At 61.6% G+C, this 16,734-nt stretch carries 14 protein-coding genes, 1 tRNA gene and 2 pseudogenes; 4 read left to right on the forward strand and 13 right to left on the reverse strand.

The genetic code is table 11. From position 1 onward, the window contains the following. Nucleotides 1-71: 71 nt before the first annotated feature. From VJV58_RS14950 to VJV58_RS14980, 7 genes are all read right to left on the reverse strand, one after another. A complete protein-coding gene (locus VJV58_RS14950) occupies nt 72-1,490 on the reverse strand; it encodes an amidase (RefSeq protein ID WP_324138142.1) in 1,419 nt (472 codons plus the stop codon). Continuing rightward, on the reverse strand, nt 1,483-2,655 hold the full coding sequence (locus VJV58_RS14955) for a M20 aminoacylase family protein (protein ID WP_324138143.1): 1,173 nt from the start codon (nt 2,653-2,655) through the stop codon (nt 1,483-1,485). The genes VJV58_RS14950 and VJV58_RS14955 overlap by 8 nt, the downstream gene beginning before the upstream one ends. A 7-nt stretch (nt 2,656-2,662) precedes the next feature. Beyond that, a complete protein-coding gene (locus VJV58_RS14960; RefSeq protein WP_324138144.1) occupies nt 2,663-4,186 on the reverse strand; it encodes a M81 family metallopeptidase in 1,524 nt (507 codons plus the stop codon). Nucleotides 4,187-4,323: 137 nt separating this feature from the next. Next, the gene (locus VJV58_RS14965; RefSeq protein ID WP_324138145.1) at nt 4,324-5,979 is read right to left on the reverse strand and encodes an ABC transporter ATP-binding protein; all 1,656 of its coding nucleotides are present in this window, start codon (nt 5,977-5,979) and stop codon (nt 4,324-4,326) included. 34 nt (nt 5,980-6,013) lie between these two features. Next, nucleotides 6,014-6,904 carry an ABC transporter permease gene (locus tag VJV58_RS14970; protein ID WP_324138146.1) on the reverse strand — a complete coding sequence of 297 codons (891 nt, stop codon included), beginning with the start codon at nt 6,902-6,904 and terminating at the stop codon, nt 6,014-6,016. Next, nucleotides 6,904-7,845: an ABC transporter permease gene (locus tag VJV58_RS14975; protein ID WP_324138147.1), complete on the reverse strand. Its 942-nt coding sequence runs from the start codon at nt 7,843-7,845 to the stop codon at nt 6,904-6,906. Before VJV58_RS14975 ends, VJV58_RS14970 begins: the two co-directional genes overlap by 1 nt. Before the next feature lie 129 nt (nt 7,846-7,974). Continuing rightward, nucleotides 7,975-9,105 (reverse strand): M20/M25/M40 family metallo-hydrolase, encoded by a 1,131-nt coding sequence (locus VJV58_RS14980; RefSeq protein ID WP_324138148.1) that lies wholly within the window; start codon nt 9,103-9,105, stop codon nt 7,975-7,977. 249 nt (nt 9,106-9,354) lie between these two features. On the opposite strand from VJV58_RS14980, the gene VJV58_RS14985 reads away from it, so the two are divergent. Beyond that, nucleotides 9,355-10,962: an ABC transporter substrate-binding protein gene (locus VJV58_RS14985; protein WP_324138149.1), complete on the forward strand. Its 1,608-nt coding sequence runs from the start codon at nt 9,355-9,357 to the stop codon at nt 10,960-10,962. A 168-nt stretch (nt 10,963-11,130) separates the two neighbouring features. On the opposite strand, the gene VJV58_RS14990 is transcribed toward VJV58_RS14985, so the two are convergent. The 4 genes and pseudogenes from VJV58_RS14990 to VJV58_RS22415 all read right to left on the reverse strand — a co-directional run. Next, nucleotides 11,131-11,421: a hypothetical protein gene (locus VJV58_RS14990; RefSeq protein WP_324138150.1), complete on the reverse strand. Its 291-nt coding sequence runs from the start codon at nt 11,419-11,421 to the stop codon at nt 11,131-11,133. Between the two features lie 135 nt (nt 11,422-11,556). Beyond that, nucleotides 11,557-12,120: a hypothetical protein gene (locus VJV58_RS14995; protein WP_324138151.1), complete on the reverse strand. Its 564-nt coding sequence runs from the start codon at nt 12,118-12,120 to the stop codon at nt 11,557-11,559. 270 nt (nt 12,121-12,390) lie between these two features. Next, a pseudogene (locus VJV58_RS22410) lies at nt 12,391-12,492 on the reverse strand (PEPxxWA-CTERM sorting domain-containing protein); the annotation flags it as partial. A 354-nt stretch (nt 12,493-12,846) separates the two neighbouring features. Further along, a pseudogene (locus VJV58_RS22415) lies at nt 12,847-13,500 on the reverse strand (SGNH/GDSL hydrolase family protein); the annotation flags it as partial. 426 nt (nt 13,501-13,926) lie between these two features. Here VJV58_RS22415 and VJV58_RS15005 point away from each other — a divergent pair. Then, on the forward strand, nt 13,927-14,049 hold the full coding sequence (locus VJV58_RS15005; protein WP_324138152.1) for a hypothetical protein: 123 nt from the start codon (nt 13,927-13,929) through the stop codon (nt 14,047-14,049). A gap of 27 nt (nt 14,050-14,076) precedes the next feature. On the opposite strand, the gene VJV58_RS15010 is transcribed toward VJV58_RS15005, so the two are convergent. Then, on the reverse strand, nt 14,077-14,937 hold the full coding sequence (locus VJV58_RS15010; RefSeq protein ID WP_324138153.1) for an alpha/beta hydrolase: 861 nt from the start codon (nt 14,935-14,937) through the stop codon (nt 14,077-14,079). Nucleotides 14,938-14,965: 28 nt separating this feature from the next. Then, a tRNA-Leu gene (locus tag VJV58_RS15015) sits at nt 14,966-15,052 on the reverse strand. A 171-nt stretch (nt 15,053-15,223) separates the two neighbouring features. Between VJV58_RS15015 and VJV58_RS15020 the strand changes: the two genes are divergently transcribed. Next, the gene (locus VJV58_RS15020; protein ID WP_324138154.1) at nt 15,224-15,646 is read left to right on the forward strand and encodes a twin-arginine translocation pathway signal; all 423 of its coding nucleotides are present in this window, start codon (nt 15,224-15,226) and stop codon (nt 15,644-15,646) included. A gap of 51 nt (nt 15,647-15,697) precedes the next feature. Then, on the forward strand, nt 15,698-16,720 hold the full coding sequence (locus VJV58_RS15025) for a D-cysteine desulfhydrase family protein (RefSeq protein ID WP_324138155.1): 1,023 nt from the start codon (nt 15,698-15,700) through the stop codon (nt 16,718-16,720). Nucleotides 16,721-16,734 lie beyond the last annotated feature (14 nt).

Here is a 16,734-nt window from a genome sequence, read left to right on the forward strand (position 1 = left end):
GCGCGCTGACTGAATGAAGGCTCGCAATGCCCGCCGGCCTTTGCCGGGTATCCACGTCTCCTGGTTTTGGATTATCGGACAGGCGGAGTCGGCCACGGCCTCTGCGGTCCTCGCAAGGTCTCAAACGCCTTCGCCATTCCGAGCACGCCGAGGTCGTCGAAGCGGCGGCCGATGATCTGTACCCCGATTGGAAAGCCCTGCTCGTCATAGCCACCATTGATCGAGATGGCGGGGTTTTCCGACATGTTCCACGGAACGGTATAGGCGATGTGCTCGAACGGTTTTTCGGGATCGTTGAGCGGGGAGGCGAGTTCGGCGGCGAATTTCACGACCGGCGATACCGGCGAGATCACGTAGTCCAGATCGGAGAACAGTTTTGCCGCCGCAGCTCGGATCGCCATGCTGGCGTTGAAGCCCCTGATGACTTCGACGCCGCGTAGTTTCGCGCCGGGTTCAGCCCATTTGAAAATGTAGGGAAGAGCTTTGCCGCGCTCCTCCGAAGTCAACTTGGAAAGATCGTCCCACATGCGCGCGCGCCAGAAATTGTCCAGGCCATCAAGCATCTCGCGCGTCAGCACGCCCGGCACCTCGGTGACGACAGCGCCTGCGGCCTCGAACGCCTTGGCAGCTTTGGCCACGACAGTTCGCACGGCCTGTTCGAGCGGCTGCCCGACCTCGAGATCGAGCGTCAAGCCAATGCGCAGTTTGCGTGGTGACTTGTCCAAGGCCTTCCAGTTCATGCTGGCCGGCGGCAGGCTCATGCCATCGCGGCGATCGGGCCGCGACAGAACGCTCATCATCAATGCGGCGTCGTCGACGGTGCGCGTCATCGGTCCGGCGACACGGCCTACATAGGGCGGATCGATCGGGACTCGTCCGAGGCTTGGCTTCAACCCGACGAGCCCGCACCAGCATGATGGCAGCCGAACCGATCCGCCGATATCAGTGCCGAGATGCAATGGGCCGTATCCCGCCGCGCCCGCGGCGCCGGCGCCGGCGCTGGAGCCGCCGGGGTTCTTGCTGAGGTCCCAGGGATTACGGGTGAGGGGATGGAAGCTCGAAAGCCCGGAGGAGAGCATGCCGTAGTCCGGCATGGTGGTTTTCGAAAAGATCACCGCGCCCGCTTCACGCAACCGTGCTGCCGGAGGCGCATCCACCGGAGAAGGCGCGAGCCTGACGCTAGCAGCGCCAAGCGGCACTGGCACGCCCTTGGTGGCGATGTTGTCCTTGATCGTTACCGGCACGCCATCGAGCGGCCCGATCGGCTCGGCGTGCTGCCAACGCTCGGTTGAAGCCTTTGCCACCGCGCGCGCGCCGTCAGGGTCAAACGCGTAAAGCGCTTTGATGTGCGGCTCCCATGCCGCGATATGGGACAGTACGTCCTCCAGAACTTCGGACGGCGAGAATTGCTTAGCGCGAAACCCCGCGATCAGGTCGATCGCACTGAGATCATGCAGCGACGTCACTGCTTCTTGTGCTTCATTATGCATGGGCGCCTGCAGGAAGGCGGGTTTCGATAATGCGAGCGAACATGCTGGCGCCGATCGGCAGGATCTTGTCGTCCAGCACGTAACCTGGATTGTGCACCGGCACCGATCCATCGTGGCCGACCCAGAAATAGGCGCCCGGCACCGCCTGCATCATGTCGGAGAAATCTTCGCTCCCCATCTTGGGTTGCGATCGGGTGAATACCTTTGCCGGATCGACGACCGTGCGCGCCACCGCCTCAACCACGCTGGACTGCTCCTCCTGGTTCACCAGCACGCTGAATGTATCCCTGATGTCGGCAACGATCTCGACCTGGAACGCGCTGGCCATCCCGGCGCAAAGCGCGCGCATTCGCTCCCGGATCAGCGCACGTACGTCGTCGGAAAAAGCCCGCACGGTGCCGCAAAGTTTTGCTTCACCGGGAATGACGTTGTAGGCGGAGCCCGCGTGAAGCTGGGTTATCGATAGTATCGCCTCCTGGAGCGGATCGACGTTGCGGCTGACAATGGTCTGCAGCGCCTGTCCGAGCGTCATCGCGATCACGATCGGGTCCTTGGATCGCTCCGGCATTGCGCCATGCGCGCCATAGCCGTTGATGGTGATGTCGAAGAAGTCCGCACCGGCCATCGCCGGCCCGGGCAGGATCGCGATCTCGCCGTGATTCAGGTCGGGCGCGTTGTGCAGCCCGTAAACTTCATCGCAGGGGAATTTCTCGAACAGCCCATCCTTGATCATGGCGCGCGCACCGCCGAGACCTTCTTCGGCCGGCTGGAAAATGAAATGAACGGTGCCATCGAAATTCCGGGTCTCGGCGAGGTATCGCGCGGTGCCGAGCAGCATGGTCGTATGGCCGTCGTGACCGCAGCCATGGAAGCGGCCGGGAATGGTCGAGCGCCAGCGCAGGTTCGTGTTTTCCTCCATCGGCAGCGCATCCATGTCGGCGCGAAGGCCGATGCGCTTGCCATTCGTGCCCTTGCCCTTGAGCACGCCGACCACCCCGGTGCCGCCAATGCCGCGATGCACTTCAATGCCCCATTGCTTCATCTTATCCGCGACGATCCCGGAGGTGCGGACTTCCTCGAACCCGATCTCCGGATGGGCGTGCAGGTCGCGGCGGATCGCGGTGAGTTCGTCGGCAAAGCCGTCGATGCGTTCGATGTTGGGCATTTTTCCTCTATCCGGTTAAGCGTGATTTGTTTGCGGAAACGAAAGCGGGGCCGTTCGGCTTGATCCGAATGCCCGGACGCAGTCGCGTCCACGGTAGCGCCGCCGTGTCGGCGGGCATTGCGCCCGGTGCGGCGCAGATCAAAAGCTTCTCGGCGATCGGTTCGAAGTCGGCGCGGAAATGCACGGAACTCTTGTTGACAAGAATGGCCTGCTCGGTCGGCTCGATTCCGACATAGCGATACATCGACTGGTCGGCCAATTGCGCCTTGTGCGAACTGACCACGACTCTGACGCCGCCGATCCGCAGCGCCGCCGAAGGTCCCATGTCCATCTCGCGGCCGCCATAATACGGACCGGGAGCGATGAATTGTCCATCCGACAATCGCTCGACGATAAAAGTTTGCTGATAGGGCGCATCGCCCGGGATGCCCGATTTACCGCCGAGCGCAATGGTGATCTCGGCGCCAACGCCCGCGGCATGCGCGACCTTTGCCGATTGCGGGTCGTAGATCACGCCAATGGCAGCTTTGGCGGCGTTGTTGCGCACCAGTGCGCGAAGCATGCCGGTGGTGTCGGAATCTCCGCCAGCGCCCGGGTTATCCTGGGTGTCCGCGATCACGATCGGTTTGGTGGCGCTCTTGGCCAGTTCGATGGCGTGGCGCACGCCTTCGTCCGGCGTATAGATCCGGCCCTCGAAATCATCCTCGAGGCTTTCGATCAGCGCGGCGATCGTGTCCGCGGCCGCATCGGCATCCGCCTGAGTACGGCCATAAGCGAACACGCTTGGTCCACAATCCGCGAAATCCGCGGCTGGAAAACCAGGCGCAAAGGATAGCGTCGGCACGGCATCACCCTGCAGTGCCGCCAGCTTCTGGTAGATGCCTTTGCTGGGCTGATCGTTGGTGCACTGCCAGCTAATCGGAATCAGGAACGGCAATTGCCGGAACGCCTTCGCAAGCTTTTGCTTCTCCCGCAGCAGCAGCGCGAGATGATTTGCGGCGGCGCGGCCGGTATCGGCCATATCGACATGTGGATAGGTGCGGTAGGCGATCAATGCGTCGGCATGTTTCACCATTTCGGGCGTGACATTGGCGTGAAGGTCGACGCTGACCACCAGCGGCAAGTCGTTGCCGATCACCTCGCGCACGCGTCTGAGAATTTCGCCTTCGCCGTCGTCGAGATGTTCGGTCACCATCGCGCCGTGCAGGTCGAGATAGACGCCATCCAGCGCGCCCGCCGTCCGGATGCCATCCAACATTACCTTGACGATCCGCTCATAAGCGTCGCGGGTCACATGCGCCGAGGGACTGGCGCCGCAGGCGATGGTGGGCACTAAGTCCCAGCCCTGCGCTTCCGCCGCATCCACGAAACCGGCAAGCCCAACATTGATGTTGCGCATGACCCGCAATACGTCGGCGCCGTGAGACATGGAGGGCCAGCCGCCGCCATGCACGAAGTCCTCATAAGTCGCCTTCGTCGGCGCAAAGGTGTTGGTCTCGTGCAGGAAGCCGCCAACGGCGATACGGGCCATCAAGTTTCTCGGTCAACTGTTTGCGCGCGTGACGTTAGCCTCCTCTTCGCGAGAAGCGCAAGCGAGGAAGCAATCCGGTTTTGCATGCCGCGCACACCGGTGCTGCCGGTTTCGAACGTGATTGGAACACACTTGGCTTATGGCATTGCGGCAATGGTCCGCGCGACCGGTCGGAAATTCGCGAAATCCCATTCCCGTCCCGGTGCGGCTTCGAGCAACTGGCGGGTATAGGCCTGCTGCGGATTAGTCAGCACCTGGGCCGCCGGTCCCTGTTCGACAATACGCCCACGCTGCATGACCGCCACATCATCGCAGATCTGAGCTGCGACCCGCAGATCATGCGTGATGAATAACAGCGCAATGCCAAGACGGGTCTGGATTTCATCGAGCAGTTCCAGAACCTGCGCCTGCACCGACACATCGAGCGCGGACACGGCCTCATCGGCGACCAGCACATCGGGATCGAGCGCAAGCGCTCGGGCAATCGCAATGCGCTGGCGCTGCCCACCGGAAAACTGGTGCGGGTAACGCGAGATCGCGTCAGTAGGCAAATCGACCAGCTCCAGCAGTTCGCGCGCTTTCTCCAGTGCCGTTTGTTTTAGCATGCCGAAATTGATCGGGCCTTCGGCAATCGTTTCTCCCACGGTGATCCGTGGATTAAGCGAACGATAGGGGTCCTGAAAGATGATCTGGATGCGCTTGCGGTGCGGTTGCAGCAACCGGCGCGGCAGCTCTGATATTTCACGTCCGGCAAGGCGAATGCCGCCTGAGCTCGGATCGATCAATCGGACAATGCAACGCGCTACGGTCGATTTTCCGGAACCGCTCTCGCCGACGATGCCGAGCGTGCGTCCCTTGCGCAGGGTGATTGTGACGTTTTGCGCCGCGGCCACTTCGCGCAAGCCGCCGAAGAAGGATCGCTCGCGATAGACTTTTCCCAATTCGCTGGTCTCGAGCACGATCGCCTCGGCGGAGTCGGCGCGCGCGGTGCGGGGCACTAGGCTCGGGACCGCTGACAACAGATTGCGGGTGTACTCCATCGCCGGCGCGCGCAGGATGTTGTCGAGCGCTCCGGACTCGACCAGCCGTCCCTGACGCATCACCGCGACCCGGTCAGCGATTTCAGCCACCACTCCCATGTCGTGGGTGATGAAGAGCACCGCGGTCCCGTGATCGCGTTGCAGGTCGCGGATCAGGGTCAGAATCTGCTTCTGCGTGGTAACATCGAGCGCCGTGGTCGGCTCGTCCGCGATCAGCAGTTTGGGTTCGAGCACCAGCGCCATCGCGATCATGATGCGCTGGCGCTGCCCGCCGGACAGGCGATGCGGGTACGACGCAAAAATGCGCTCGACTTCCGGCAGGCGAACCTGCTCCATCATGGCGAGGATGCGCTTGCGTCGGGTACGGGCGTCGAGACCGGTATGGGCGCGCAGCACCTCGTCGATCTGGCGACCGACCGGAACAACCGGATTGAGCGCGGTCATCGGCTCCTGAAAGATCATCGCCATCGTGGTCGCGCGCAACTGCCGCAGGCGGCGATCGGTGGCGCCGAGCAGTTGTTCGCCGACCAGCTTGACGCTGCCGCCAGATGGGACCAGCGAGCCCTTTTGCAGCAGCCCCATCACGGTGAGCGCGGTCACCGATTTTCCCGAACCGCTTTCGCCGACCAGGCAAAGCGTCTCGCGCTCGCGCACATGCAGCGAGACCGCATCGATCACGCGCTCGCCTTGGGGGCTCTTGCCGAGCCTGACCACGAGATCGCTGATGTCGAGCGCGACACCGGACGCGTTCATCGCGCACCGCCATCGGGGCGACGTGGCGGGCTCCTCACTTGCCGCCCTCCCGCTGCTTCATGCGCGGATCGAGCGCGTCACGTGCGGCGTCGCCGATCAGGTTGACGCTGAGGATGGCGATCGACAGCAGCAGGCCGGGCCAGAAGATCAACGACGGCTTGATCTGGAAATAAGCGCGCCCCTCAGCCATGATATTGCCCCATGTGGGGGTCTCCGGGCTGATGCCGGCGCCGAGAAACGACAGGATCGCCTCGGTCAGAATGGCGGAGGCGCAAACATACGTGCCCTGGACGATCAGCGGCGCAACGGTGTTCGGCATCAAGTGCCGCCACATGATCTTGGGCAGGCTGGAGCCGACGGAAATCGCCGCTTCGACGTAGGGCTCCTCGCGCGCGGAGAGCACGACCGAGCGCACCAAGCGGGCGACGCGCGGAATTTCGGGAATCGTGATCGCGACCAGCACTGTCATCAGGCTGGCGCCAGACAGCGAGACCACGGCGATCGCCAGCAGAATGCTCGGGATCGCCATCAGGCCGTCCATGATGCGCATCACGACGGCGTCGACCCATTTGAAAAAGCCGGAGACCAGACCGATCACCAGCCCCACGCCGACGCTGAATATCGCCGCGCCAAGTCCGATCAGCAGCGAGATCCGTCCGCCGTAAAGAATCCGCGACAGCACGTCGCGGCCGTAGCCGTCGGTGCCGAGCAGGAATTGCGCGCTGGTGGGTTTCAGCCGCTGCGCGGGCGCCAGCAGGAGCGGGTCGTGCGGTGCAAGCCATGGCGCCAGGATGGCGGACAAGATCACCAGGGCCAGACAGATGCTTGCGGTCGCGATGATCGGCGTCGCTGTCAGAAATCCGAGTCCCGGCCGAAATGGCGTTGTGACGGGAATAGACGGTTCTGGAAGGATTTCGATCGCCATCAGTACCTGATCCTTGGATCGAGCAGGGTGTAAGCGACGTCGATCAGGAGATTCACGGTGACGTAGATGCCTGAAGTCAGCAGGATCATTGCCTGAATGACCGGGTAGTCGCGCGCCAATACCGCATCAACCGTGAGGCGGCCGACGCCCGGCAGATTGAAGACGCTCTCGGTCACAACTACGCCGGAGATCAATAGCGCAAAACCGCTGCCAATCACGGTAATGACAGGCACGGCCGCATTACGAAGCGCGTGGCGCAGCAGCACCGCGCTCTCGCTGATCCCCTTTGCCCGTGCGGTGCGCACATAATCCTCGCCCAGCACATCCAGCATCGAGGCGCGGGTGATCCGCGCGATGAGCGCGACATAGATGAACGACAAGGTGCAGGTCGGCAGGACGATGCGCTCGAGGAACGGACCAAAACCCGCGCTGATGCTTTTGAAGCCTTGTACCGGAAACCAGCGCACGTCGATGGCGAAGATCTGGATCAGAACGTAGCCGATCACGAACACCGGGACCGAGAAGCCGACCACGGACAATCCCATTACGAACCGGTCGATCCAGGTGCCGTGCTTCCAGGCTGCAATGACGCCAAGCGGCACCGCGACAAGGATAGAGAGGGTGATGGTCGACAGCGCAATCGAGATCGAGGGCTCGACCCGCTGGCTGATCATCTTCAGCACCGGAACATGTGAGATCAGTGAAACCCCGAGATCGCCGTGCAGCAGCTTGTTGATCCAGGTGAAGAACTGCTCATAAAGCGGCTCATTGAGTCCGAGGGAGGCGCGGATGCGCTCAAGCTGTTCCGGCGTCGCATTATCGCCGGCGAGAATGGCGGCGGGATCGCCGGGGGTCAGCCGCAACAGCAGAAATACAAATAGAGCCACCACACCCATCACGGGAATGGCGGCAAGCACGCGACGAAGCAGGTATCCAAGCATGAGACTGCTATCCCGTTGTCGTCGCGAAAATCGGGAGGACAGGTCCAGCTTGCGGGACACTGTGGAAATCCATCACGCTACTCTCGCATTCTGCCGCCCCGATGCAAGCATTCAGCAAATCCCGTGCCATCACTCGAGTGTTGCCAGCAGCCCCGCCATCAGCCGGCCGCGCTCGGCCAGGCTGTCGACCTCAATATGTTCGTTCAGCGTGTGCGCATCGCCGCCGCGAACGCCTAGTCCATCAAGGGTCGGGATCCCCATGGCACCGGTGAAGTTGCCATCGGAACCGCCACCGGCGCTACCGTGCGGCAGTTCTACTCCCATTTGTTTCGCCACGCCCTTTGCCTTTTCGTACAAGGCCATCGTGCCGGCATCGGGCTCCCAAACCGGTCGGGTGACGCCGCGGGTCACCTTGAACGTGACGTCGTTGGCGGTTCCGGAAAGCGCCAGCATCCGCTCGACACCGCGATCGAGGTCCGCCTGGCGTTTCGCCATGCTCAACGCCTCGCCGGTGCAGGTGGTGGCGACGCAATTGACCCATTGCCCGCCATGCACGATGCCGACGCTGAACGTGCAATCTTCTGTTGTCATGCCATCGATCGCAATGATCTGGCGCGCCATTTCGCGGATAGCGGACCGGCCGGAGGAGAGCGTCGCGCCGGCGTGGCTCGGCTTGCCGATGGCTTCGAGGTTGAACCGCGCGATTGCATAACGGCCGGTGACGACACCGTTATTGGCGCGGCCCGGCTCCGGCACCAGCACATATTTGCTACGGGCGGCTTCGGCCTCAATGATGTCACGCGTCGATGGTGTACCGACTTCCTCGTCCGGCGTGAACAGCACGGTGATCGGCAGCGGCGTCGTGAAGGCCGCGCGCGCCAACTGCCGGATGGCTTCGAGCGTCAGGTAATTGCCGCCCTTCATGTCGAAGATGCCCGGGCCGAAGCATTTGTTGCCTTCGCGGCGCCAGGCGAGTTTCTCCAGCGTGCCGACCGGATGAACGGTATCGAGGTGGCCGGCGATAAGGATTCCGGGTTCACCTTGTTTCGGATGGGGAAATCGTGCCCGCACGCAGCCGCCGAATCCCTCCCTGCCGGCGATGCGTTCGATCGAGGCGCCCATGATCGCCATGTCGCGCGCCGCGATGTCGAGCATGCGGTCGACCGCCGGCGCATCCCATGTCGGACTTTCGCATTCCACCCAGCCGCGCAATCCCTGCAGCATGGCCTCGGAATCAAACGGAAGGTTGGCGGGGTTCATGGCACCTCTCTCTTGGTTGCGAACTGGATTGAACGATGCTCCGGCACTGACCGGATGCGTTACGAAAGTGACCGCCGGTGAATTTGTAAAGTGAAACGTAGGCCGATCTCGCATTCCCCCCGCTGGGGCGCCATCGGTCAAACACCCAATTGACGGACTGCGCGCTTGGTGCAAGTCTCGAAAATCTTGGGGTTGCAGCATCTTACCGCGACCAAATAACGCACTGCGTTCACGTCAGGAGATTCCCGAATGTTCCAGATGCCGCTTCGGAAACGTCTCACGATTGCCCGGCGCCTCGCGCAAGGGCTGGCGCTCTCGGCCGCGCTGGCCTTGCCCTCGCTGGCGGATGCCAAGACCATCACGGCGGTGATGCATTCCGATCTGCGCATCATCGATCCCGGGTTCACCACCGCCTATATCACCCGTGATCACGGCTACATGGTGTTTGACACGCTGCTGGCGACCGATTCCAATTTCAAGATCCAGCCGCAGATGGCCGACTGGAAAGTTTCGGACGACAAGCTGACCTACACTTTCACGTTGCGTGACGGCCTGAAATGGCACGACGGCACGCCAGTCACGGCGGAGGATTGCGTCGCCTCGCTAAAGCGCTGGGGCCGCAACGACAATATGGGTCAGAAGCTGATGGATTTTACCGCCAGCATCGAAGCCACCGATCCCAAGACGATCACGCTGAAACTGAAAGAGCCCTACGGTCTGGTGCTGGAGTCGATCGGCAAGCCTTCGTCCTATGTGCCGTTCATGATGCCGAAGCGGCTCGCGGAAACGCCGGCCGGCCAGCAGATCAAGGAACAGATCGGCTCGGGTCCTTTCAAGTTTGTGCAGGCGGAGTTCCAGCCCGGCGTGAAAGCGGTCTACGAAAAGAACAAGGATTATGTGCCGCGCAAGGAGCCGCCGAGCTGGACGTCGGGCGGCAAGATCGTAAAAGTCGATCGCGTCGAATGGATCACCATGGCGGACGCACAGACCGCGGTAAATGCACTGCAGTCGGGCGACATCGATTTCATGGAGAATCCGTCGTTTGATCTCCTGCCGGTGCTGGAGGCCAACAAGGACTTGAAGATCGAGACCCTGAACAAGCTCGGCTTCCAGACACTCGGGCGAATGAATTTCCTGTATCCGCCGTTCGATAACGTGAAAGTTCGGCGCGCGGCGCTCGCCGCCATGAACCAGAAAGACGTGCTGGATGCGCTGGTCGGCAATCCCGAATACTACCGGACATGCGGCGCGTTTTTTGTCTGCGGCACGCCGTTGGCGACGGACGTCGGCTCGGGGACGCTGACAAAGGGCGGCAGCATGGCCGAGGCCAAGAAGCTGCTCGCCGAGTCGGGCTACGACGGTACCCCCGTCGTGATCATGGCGCCCGGCGACGTCGTGACGCTGAAGGCGCAGCCGATCGTCGCGGCGCAATTGCTGCGCGATGCCGGCTTCAAGGTCGATGTGCAGGCCACCGATTGGCAGACCGTGGTGAGCCGCCGCGCCAGCCAAAAGCCGCCAAAGGAAGGCGGCTGGAACATGTTCTTCACCAACTGGGCCGGCGCAGATGTGATGAACCCGATCGCGAACGCATCGATCGGCGGCCGCGGCAAGAATGGTGGCTGGTTCGGCTGGGCCGAAGACGCCAAGATCGAGCAGTTGAAGGACGCCTATGCGCGTGCGAGCTCTTTAGATGAGCAGAAGAAAATCGCCACCGACATCCAGAAGGAAGCCTACGACCAGGTGATCTATATTCCGCTCGGCCAGTATCTCGCGCCCAGCGCCTGGAGAAAATCGCTGAGCGGCGTGCTCGATGGCCCGTCGACGCCGATCTTCTGGAACATCGACAAGTCGGAGTGACGGCGACTGCGATTGTCTAGACTCTCTTCGTCATGGCCGGGCTTGTCCCGGCCATGACGGAGTTCCAATGCGCCCGCGTACGCGGCGGCCTCAATGACAAGCCGCAAGGTGCTGAAGTCATCACTGGCTGACGCGCACCAGTCGTTTGGATCGGCGGCACAGTGGCCCTTAGGAACTGGAAGCTCTGTGCCGCCGGTGAATGACGGGCTCACGTTTCAGCGCAGCACAGGAGCTTTTTTCCGCTTCTGCTCTGCTGGATTCGGAGCTGGTCCAGACCTGTTGGACACCGGTGAAGAACAGGTACCGGCAATGTTTCTTGTAGAACGGCACCGGATAATCATCGCTTAGCCGGGCAGCTTCTATCCTGGACCCGACCAGAACGCCGCGATTCAAACCGTAGCCGGCCAACAGAACGACCGCCAAACCGAGCAAGGCCCAACGAGCGGACGGTAATCGCATGGCTTACCCCAATACGTTCGCCGAACAGGCGCGAGCCTGGCCGGACGAAAAGAACGTTGTCGAGAACTCGTTGTCGGCGCTCGGATTCAAACTCGCATAGAAGCCCAATGGCGCGTTGCTCAACGGCGTCTCCGATCATTCATCCATGCATTTAAGAATGAACGCGGTGCGGTCTCTCGGCAGCACACCCGCGGCATCGGCCATCTGTCGGCATTTGATCTGCTCGATATGGGTGGCGAGCACGTTGACGCGCGGCGCTTCCATGTCCGGATCGGCTGCCCTGATCATCTTCACCTGGATGGGCGAGCCATCCGACTCGAATTGCAGTTCGTATTTTCTGCCGTTTGCATCGGTGGCACTACAGGAGATGCTGGACACTTGTTGTGCCGCGAAATTCCCGATCTGCTTGCACGTTCCAGTCGATGGCTCGACGGACGGCACCGGAAGCCCATCGATTTTGGGCCTGTCCTTGGATTTCAACAGCATCCGGTCGATCGCTAGCTCGTACTGACTGTCCTGCTTTCGCTTACCGCTCTCACCGGAGAACGTGATGATGTGAGTATCGTCCTCGGGATCGTTTAGAGGGATTGTGAAACCGGATCGGCCGCCGGGGCTGTGGGAGAACGCCACGGACGTGCACGCGTAATCGCGCTCCACGACCTTGAGCGTGCTGCACTTGCCGGCCATCAAGGCGAACATGTCTATCTCAGGTTGATCAGCAACGGCGACTGAAGCAATTGAAGAGAAAAAAGACGCAACAGCGACCACTCGCCAGCAGGTGCGCATGAAAATATTCCCCAGCCAAAACGCAGCTTAAACTCTGCCGTTGCAAAGATAAAGATGGGAATGGGCGGGGCTGGGGCGTCTGCAAAGCGGAGCGAGTGCGCAAATCTCCGATTGCGCCGCCACCACTAGCTAGCCGAACTGTCGTGCCTTCGGGAGAGATCGCTCAAGTGCCCATCGAGAGGATCAGGCGGCGCGCAGCGCCGCCTTGTTGCGTCGACGGTAAGCCATCCCGCCCATTCCCGCGAAACCGACGATGAGCATTGCCCATGTGGAAGGCTCGGGAACGTCGCCCTGTACGAGAAGGCTATAGACATACTCCGCCTCGATCTCCTGACCGCGCGCGGAAAGGTGTTCGTCGTCGGACCAAAAACTCGTCTGTTCGGAATCAGCCGTCCTGAGATGGGAGAACTGAAAATTCGGTGTCGTGGTGTTTCCGCAAAATTGGCCCCAGCCTGAGGCCCCTACACCAGCAACGCAGGCCGATCCTGTATTTGGTCCGGAAATGCCGGGCATGACGGTCGCGGCCGTAAATCCGTACGCTGTCGGATTAGCTTCGACAGTGCTGATCAATCCGGCAATATCAGCCACGGTAGCGCTGATATGAGCTGCGGCCAGATCGGCAAGAAGGGTCTGATTATAGAAATCAGCCAATGTCCCCACTGGACTTGGCCCCACGTTATAGACAAGGAAGTTCTGAGCCCCCGACGTCTTGAGCGATTGAATTCCGCTGACCAGCGCCAAAGCCTGGGAAGCAAGGTAAGCCTGCCTGCTGGCCAGGGTAGTGAAATTACTGATCGCAAAAGCGATGTCATTGCCGCCCGAGCTTATGAGGTACAGAGCGGTTGCATTTGCGACGCCACCGTGTTGGCCGAGGTAATTGGACATTTGTTGAACGGTCGAAGGCAGGTTCGGGTTGGGCTGTAAATTCCCCAATCCGCCGGATACCGCGTCCTTGGAGCCGCTAATGGCGTAGTTGGTGCCGCCCGGCTGGTTCGCGGGACTGGCGCTAAGCCCAAGCTTCGTCGCCAGAACCTGGGTGTTCATCAGGCCCACGCCAACCGGCGCGCCGGTGCCGCCAGCAGCAATTGCGGCCGCAACTTTGCCATCAAAGGTCTGGTTTCCCGATGTACATGCTCCGGCAACGGGGCCGCACTGCCCATTCAAGGCGCCAGCCCACCAGCCGCCATCGACCGTGCTGTCGCCGAACACATCCAATTCGGTGAACGTCGCCGCCGACGCTTGCCCACACAGAAGAAGTAGCGCCGCCAGCACTGGTGACAGTCTCACATTCATGATCAAACCTCAGATCCCCAAGTTAACGATTGAGGCTGGAAGCTAAGGAACCTGCGAAGAACTGCGCCCTTCGATCGGAGGAGAGATCGCGACATAGCTGCTAATATTTCGTGAGAAGCCGCGCAGCTAAGGTACGCTGGCCAGTCCAACGACGAAATCGCGGTGTGGGGAAGCGTCTCGAAACGATATGGCGCATTGAGAATCCGGCGTGCCTTTGCGAGAGATCGCCCCAAAGAGGCCGTTTTCCGAGGGTCTCGTCTGCGCGGCTTGCGATCCAAACATCCGTCGGTAGCCGTTCCAGCTGGATCTGTGATCGATCAAACGATCGGTTCGCTGTTCAACGTGGAACGTGTGCAGGAACTCAATTTGCCTGTTTACAAAAACCGGAGTTCGGATCGAGATTGGCACTGAGACAAGGGGGAAGAAATGGCTCGAAATTTTGGAGTGCCTCAGACCGGGGCGCAAACCGTCCGCGGATCGCTTTGGCCGTTAATGCTGGTGGCATTTGTCTTGACAGGCATCATTAACGTGGCGGTGCACCTGCGCTAGTGATCGCAGACGCGCGACATCCAAACTTTAGATCGGATGGGCCGCAACGTGCTCCAGCAATAGTTCGCTGACGCGCTCGGGCGCCTGGTCGGCGGCGAAATGGCCGATGCCCGGAAGCGTCTCGAAGCGATAAGGTGCTTCGACAAAATCCCGCGTGCCTTCGGCGGCGATCTGTCCGACCGTGTCATCTGCGTCGCCCCAGATGTACAGCGTCGGCACTTTGATCGTCCCGAGGTCGCCCCGGATAGCGCCGCGCGCGCGGTACCAGGCCAGCGCGGCTTCCATCGCCGGCTTGTTGCCGAGCACGGCCAGGTGCAGCTCGATTGCGGCCGCCGGAACGCCGTTAGCGGTGAGACGCTCGCGCAACCATCTGGCGTTATCGGCAAGGACAACATCGCCCGCATCCGGTTCGAGAAACGCCCTGTGGTGACGCGAGCGGTGCGCCTGATCGCCGTCAGCCAATTTCAAGCTTCGATTGAAGGCGTTCGGATGCGGTCGCGACAACACGGTGAGCGATGCCAGTCGCTCGGGATATCGATCGGCCAACGCCCAGGCGATGCTGCCGCCCCAATCGTGACCGGCGAGATGAAATCGGCTGTCGCCATAGCCGGATGCGGCGACGATCGCGAGCGCATCGTCCATCAGGCGATCGATATGATAGTTGGCGTGGTCGCGCGCATCGGGCCGCGCGCCTGGCGAATAGCCACGCTGGCTGGGCGCAATCGCGCGATAGCCCGCACCGGCAAGCGCCTTCACCTGCGCCTGCCAGCAATGCATCGATTCCGCAAAACCGTGCAGCAGCAGCACCAGAGGCGCGCCAGCCTTGCCTGCAACCAGGGCGTCAAAGGTGAGGGCGGGTGAGGTGGTGATTTCGGTGCGTGAGAGCATGTGGTTGGCCTGCGCGTCAGGGCCGGCTTGGTGCGGGCGGTGGGACTCGAACCCACACGACGTTGCCATCGAGGGATTTTAAGTCCCTTGCGTCTACCAGTTCCGCCACGTCCGCTTTGGTCGCGAGATCAGCTAGTTAGCGTGTTTTCTTAAGCAATGGAATTGGCAAAGCTTAAAGAGAGCGCTGCCAGTTTCTTAGGCGAGCCGGCCCACTTTGGCAAAGCCTCAATCCGGACATCCACGCCTGCTTTACGCAACCTCAAGATTGTCGGCTTACCCAGATCGCATGAACGTCCGCACCGCATTCTACCATCCGCTGGTTCGCGCCGCCAATCTGGCGGTGCTGCTTGCGATTGGCATTGCGCTTAACGGCTGCGCCGACATGAGCGACAGTATGAGCACGGCCTTTGCCGATCCCGCGAAATATCAACTTTACGATTGCAAGCAGCTCGAGGCGGAGCGCAAAAACCTCGCCAACCGGAGCGCGGAATTACAGGGACTTATGGCGAAGGCCGAAACGGGCGTTGCCGGACCGGTGGTGGCCGAGCTCGCCTATCGAAACGAATACGTGGCGGTGCGCGGGCAGGCCAAATTTGCCGAGCAGGCCTGGGAAGCAAACAAATGCGCGTCCGCGCCGCCGCCGGCCGCGCCACCGGTTCCACCTGTTTTTGCTCCGCAGGGAAATCCCAAAGCGCAACGGCCTCGATAGGCGGCGCGATTAAACGTGGGTGGAAATCACCGGGAGTCGGTTGCACGAGCAATGCAAATTTATCGCACGCCATTAGCCGACCGGCTCGCGGCCTTTCCGCGGCTAGGTTTGGCCAACCTGCCGACACCGTTGGAGCCGATGAAGCGATTGACGGCTCATCTCGGTGGACCGCGGCTGTGGGTCAAGCGCGAAGATGCCACCGGGCTTGGGTTCGGCGGCAACAAGTTGCGCAAGCTCGACTTCGTCCTGCATGAGGCAGTGTCGAGGGGCGCCGATACGATCGTCTCAGGCGGCGTGGTGCAATCGAACAGCCAGCGGCAGGTTGCGGCGGTGGCGGCAAAACTCGGTCTGGCATGCCATCTTGCCGTCTACCACGGCCGGCTCGAACCGCCGACGCCAGAATACGAGACATCGGGCAACGCGTTTCTCAATCGGCTGTTCGGCGCGCAACTTCATGACGTCGCGTGGACCGGTGACCGCAACGCAGCCATTCGCGCGCTCGTCGCCGATCTCCAAGCAAAGGGTCACAAGCCCTGCTTTGTGCCCTACGGGGTCTCGAATGCGCTCGGCGCGGTCGCTTATGCCACGACGATTTCCGAGATGGAATCGCAGGCAGCGCGTTTGGCCTTTGTACCGGCGGCTATCGTGCATTGTACCGGAAGCGGCGGCACGCAGGCTGGTCTCGTCGTCGGTGCAGCTGCGGCCATGCCGGACACGCGAATCGTAGGCATTGATATCGACGCCGAGCCCACGCGCGTGCGAGCCGATGTCGTGGCGTTTGCGCGAGAAGCATCCAAGCTGCTTGATTTTGAGTTCGACGATGCAACCGTGGAAGTCGTCCCGGGGCATGCCGGACCTGCTTACGGGGTGCCGCACGAAGCCACCATCGAAGCGATCCGGCTTGCAGGCCAGCTCGAGGCGCTTCCACTTGATCCCGTCTATTCAGGCAAGGGCCTCGCGGGCTTGATCGCGCTTATTCGCCAAGGCCGCTGGCGCAAGGACGAGGATGTCGTCTTCCTGCACACTGGCGGCGCGCCGGCGCTGTTCGCATACCACAGCGCATTGGGTATCTGAGAGACGGCATCGAT

Origin of the sequence: Bradyrhizobium sp. (assembly GCF_035273305.1) — a bacterium.
GTDB lineage: Bacteria > Pseudomonadota > Alphaproteobacteria > Rhizobiales > Xanthobacteraceae > Bradyrhizobium.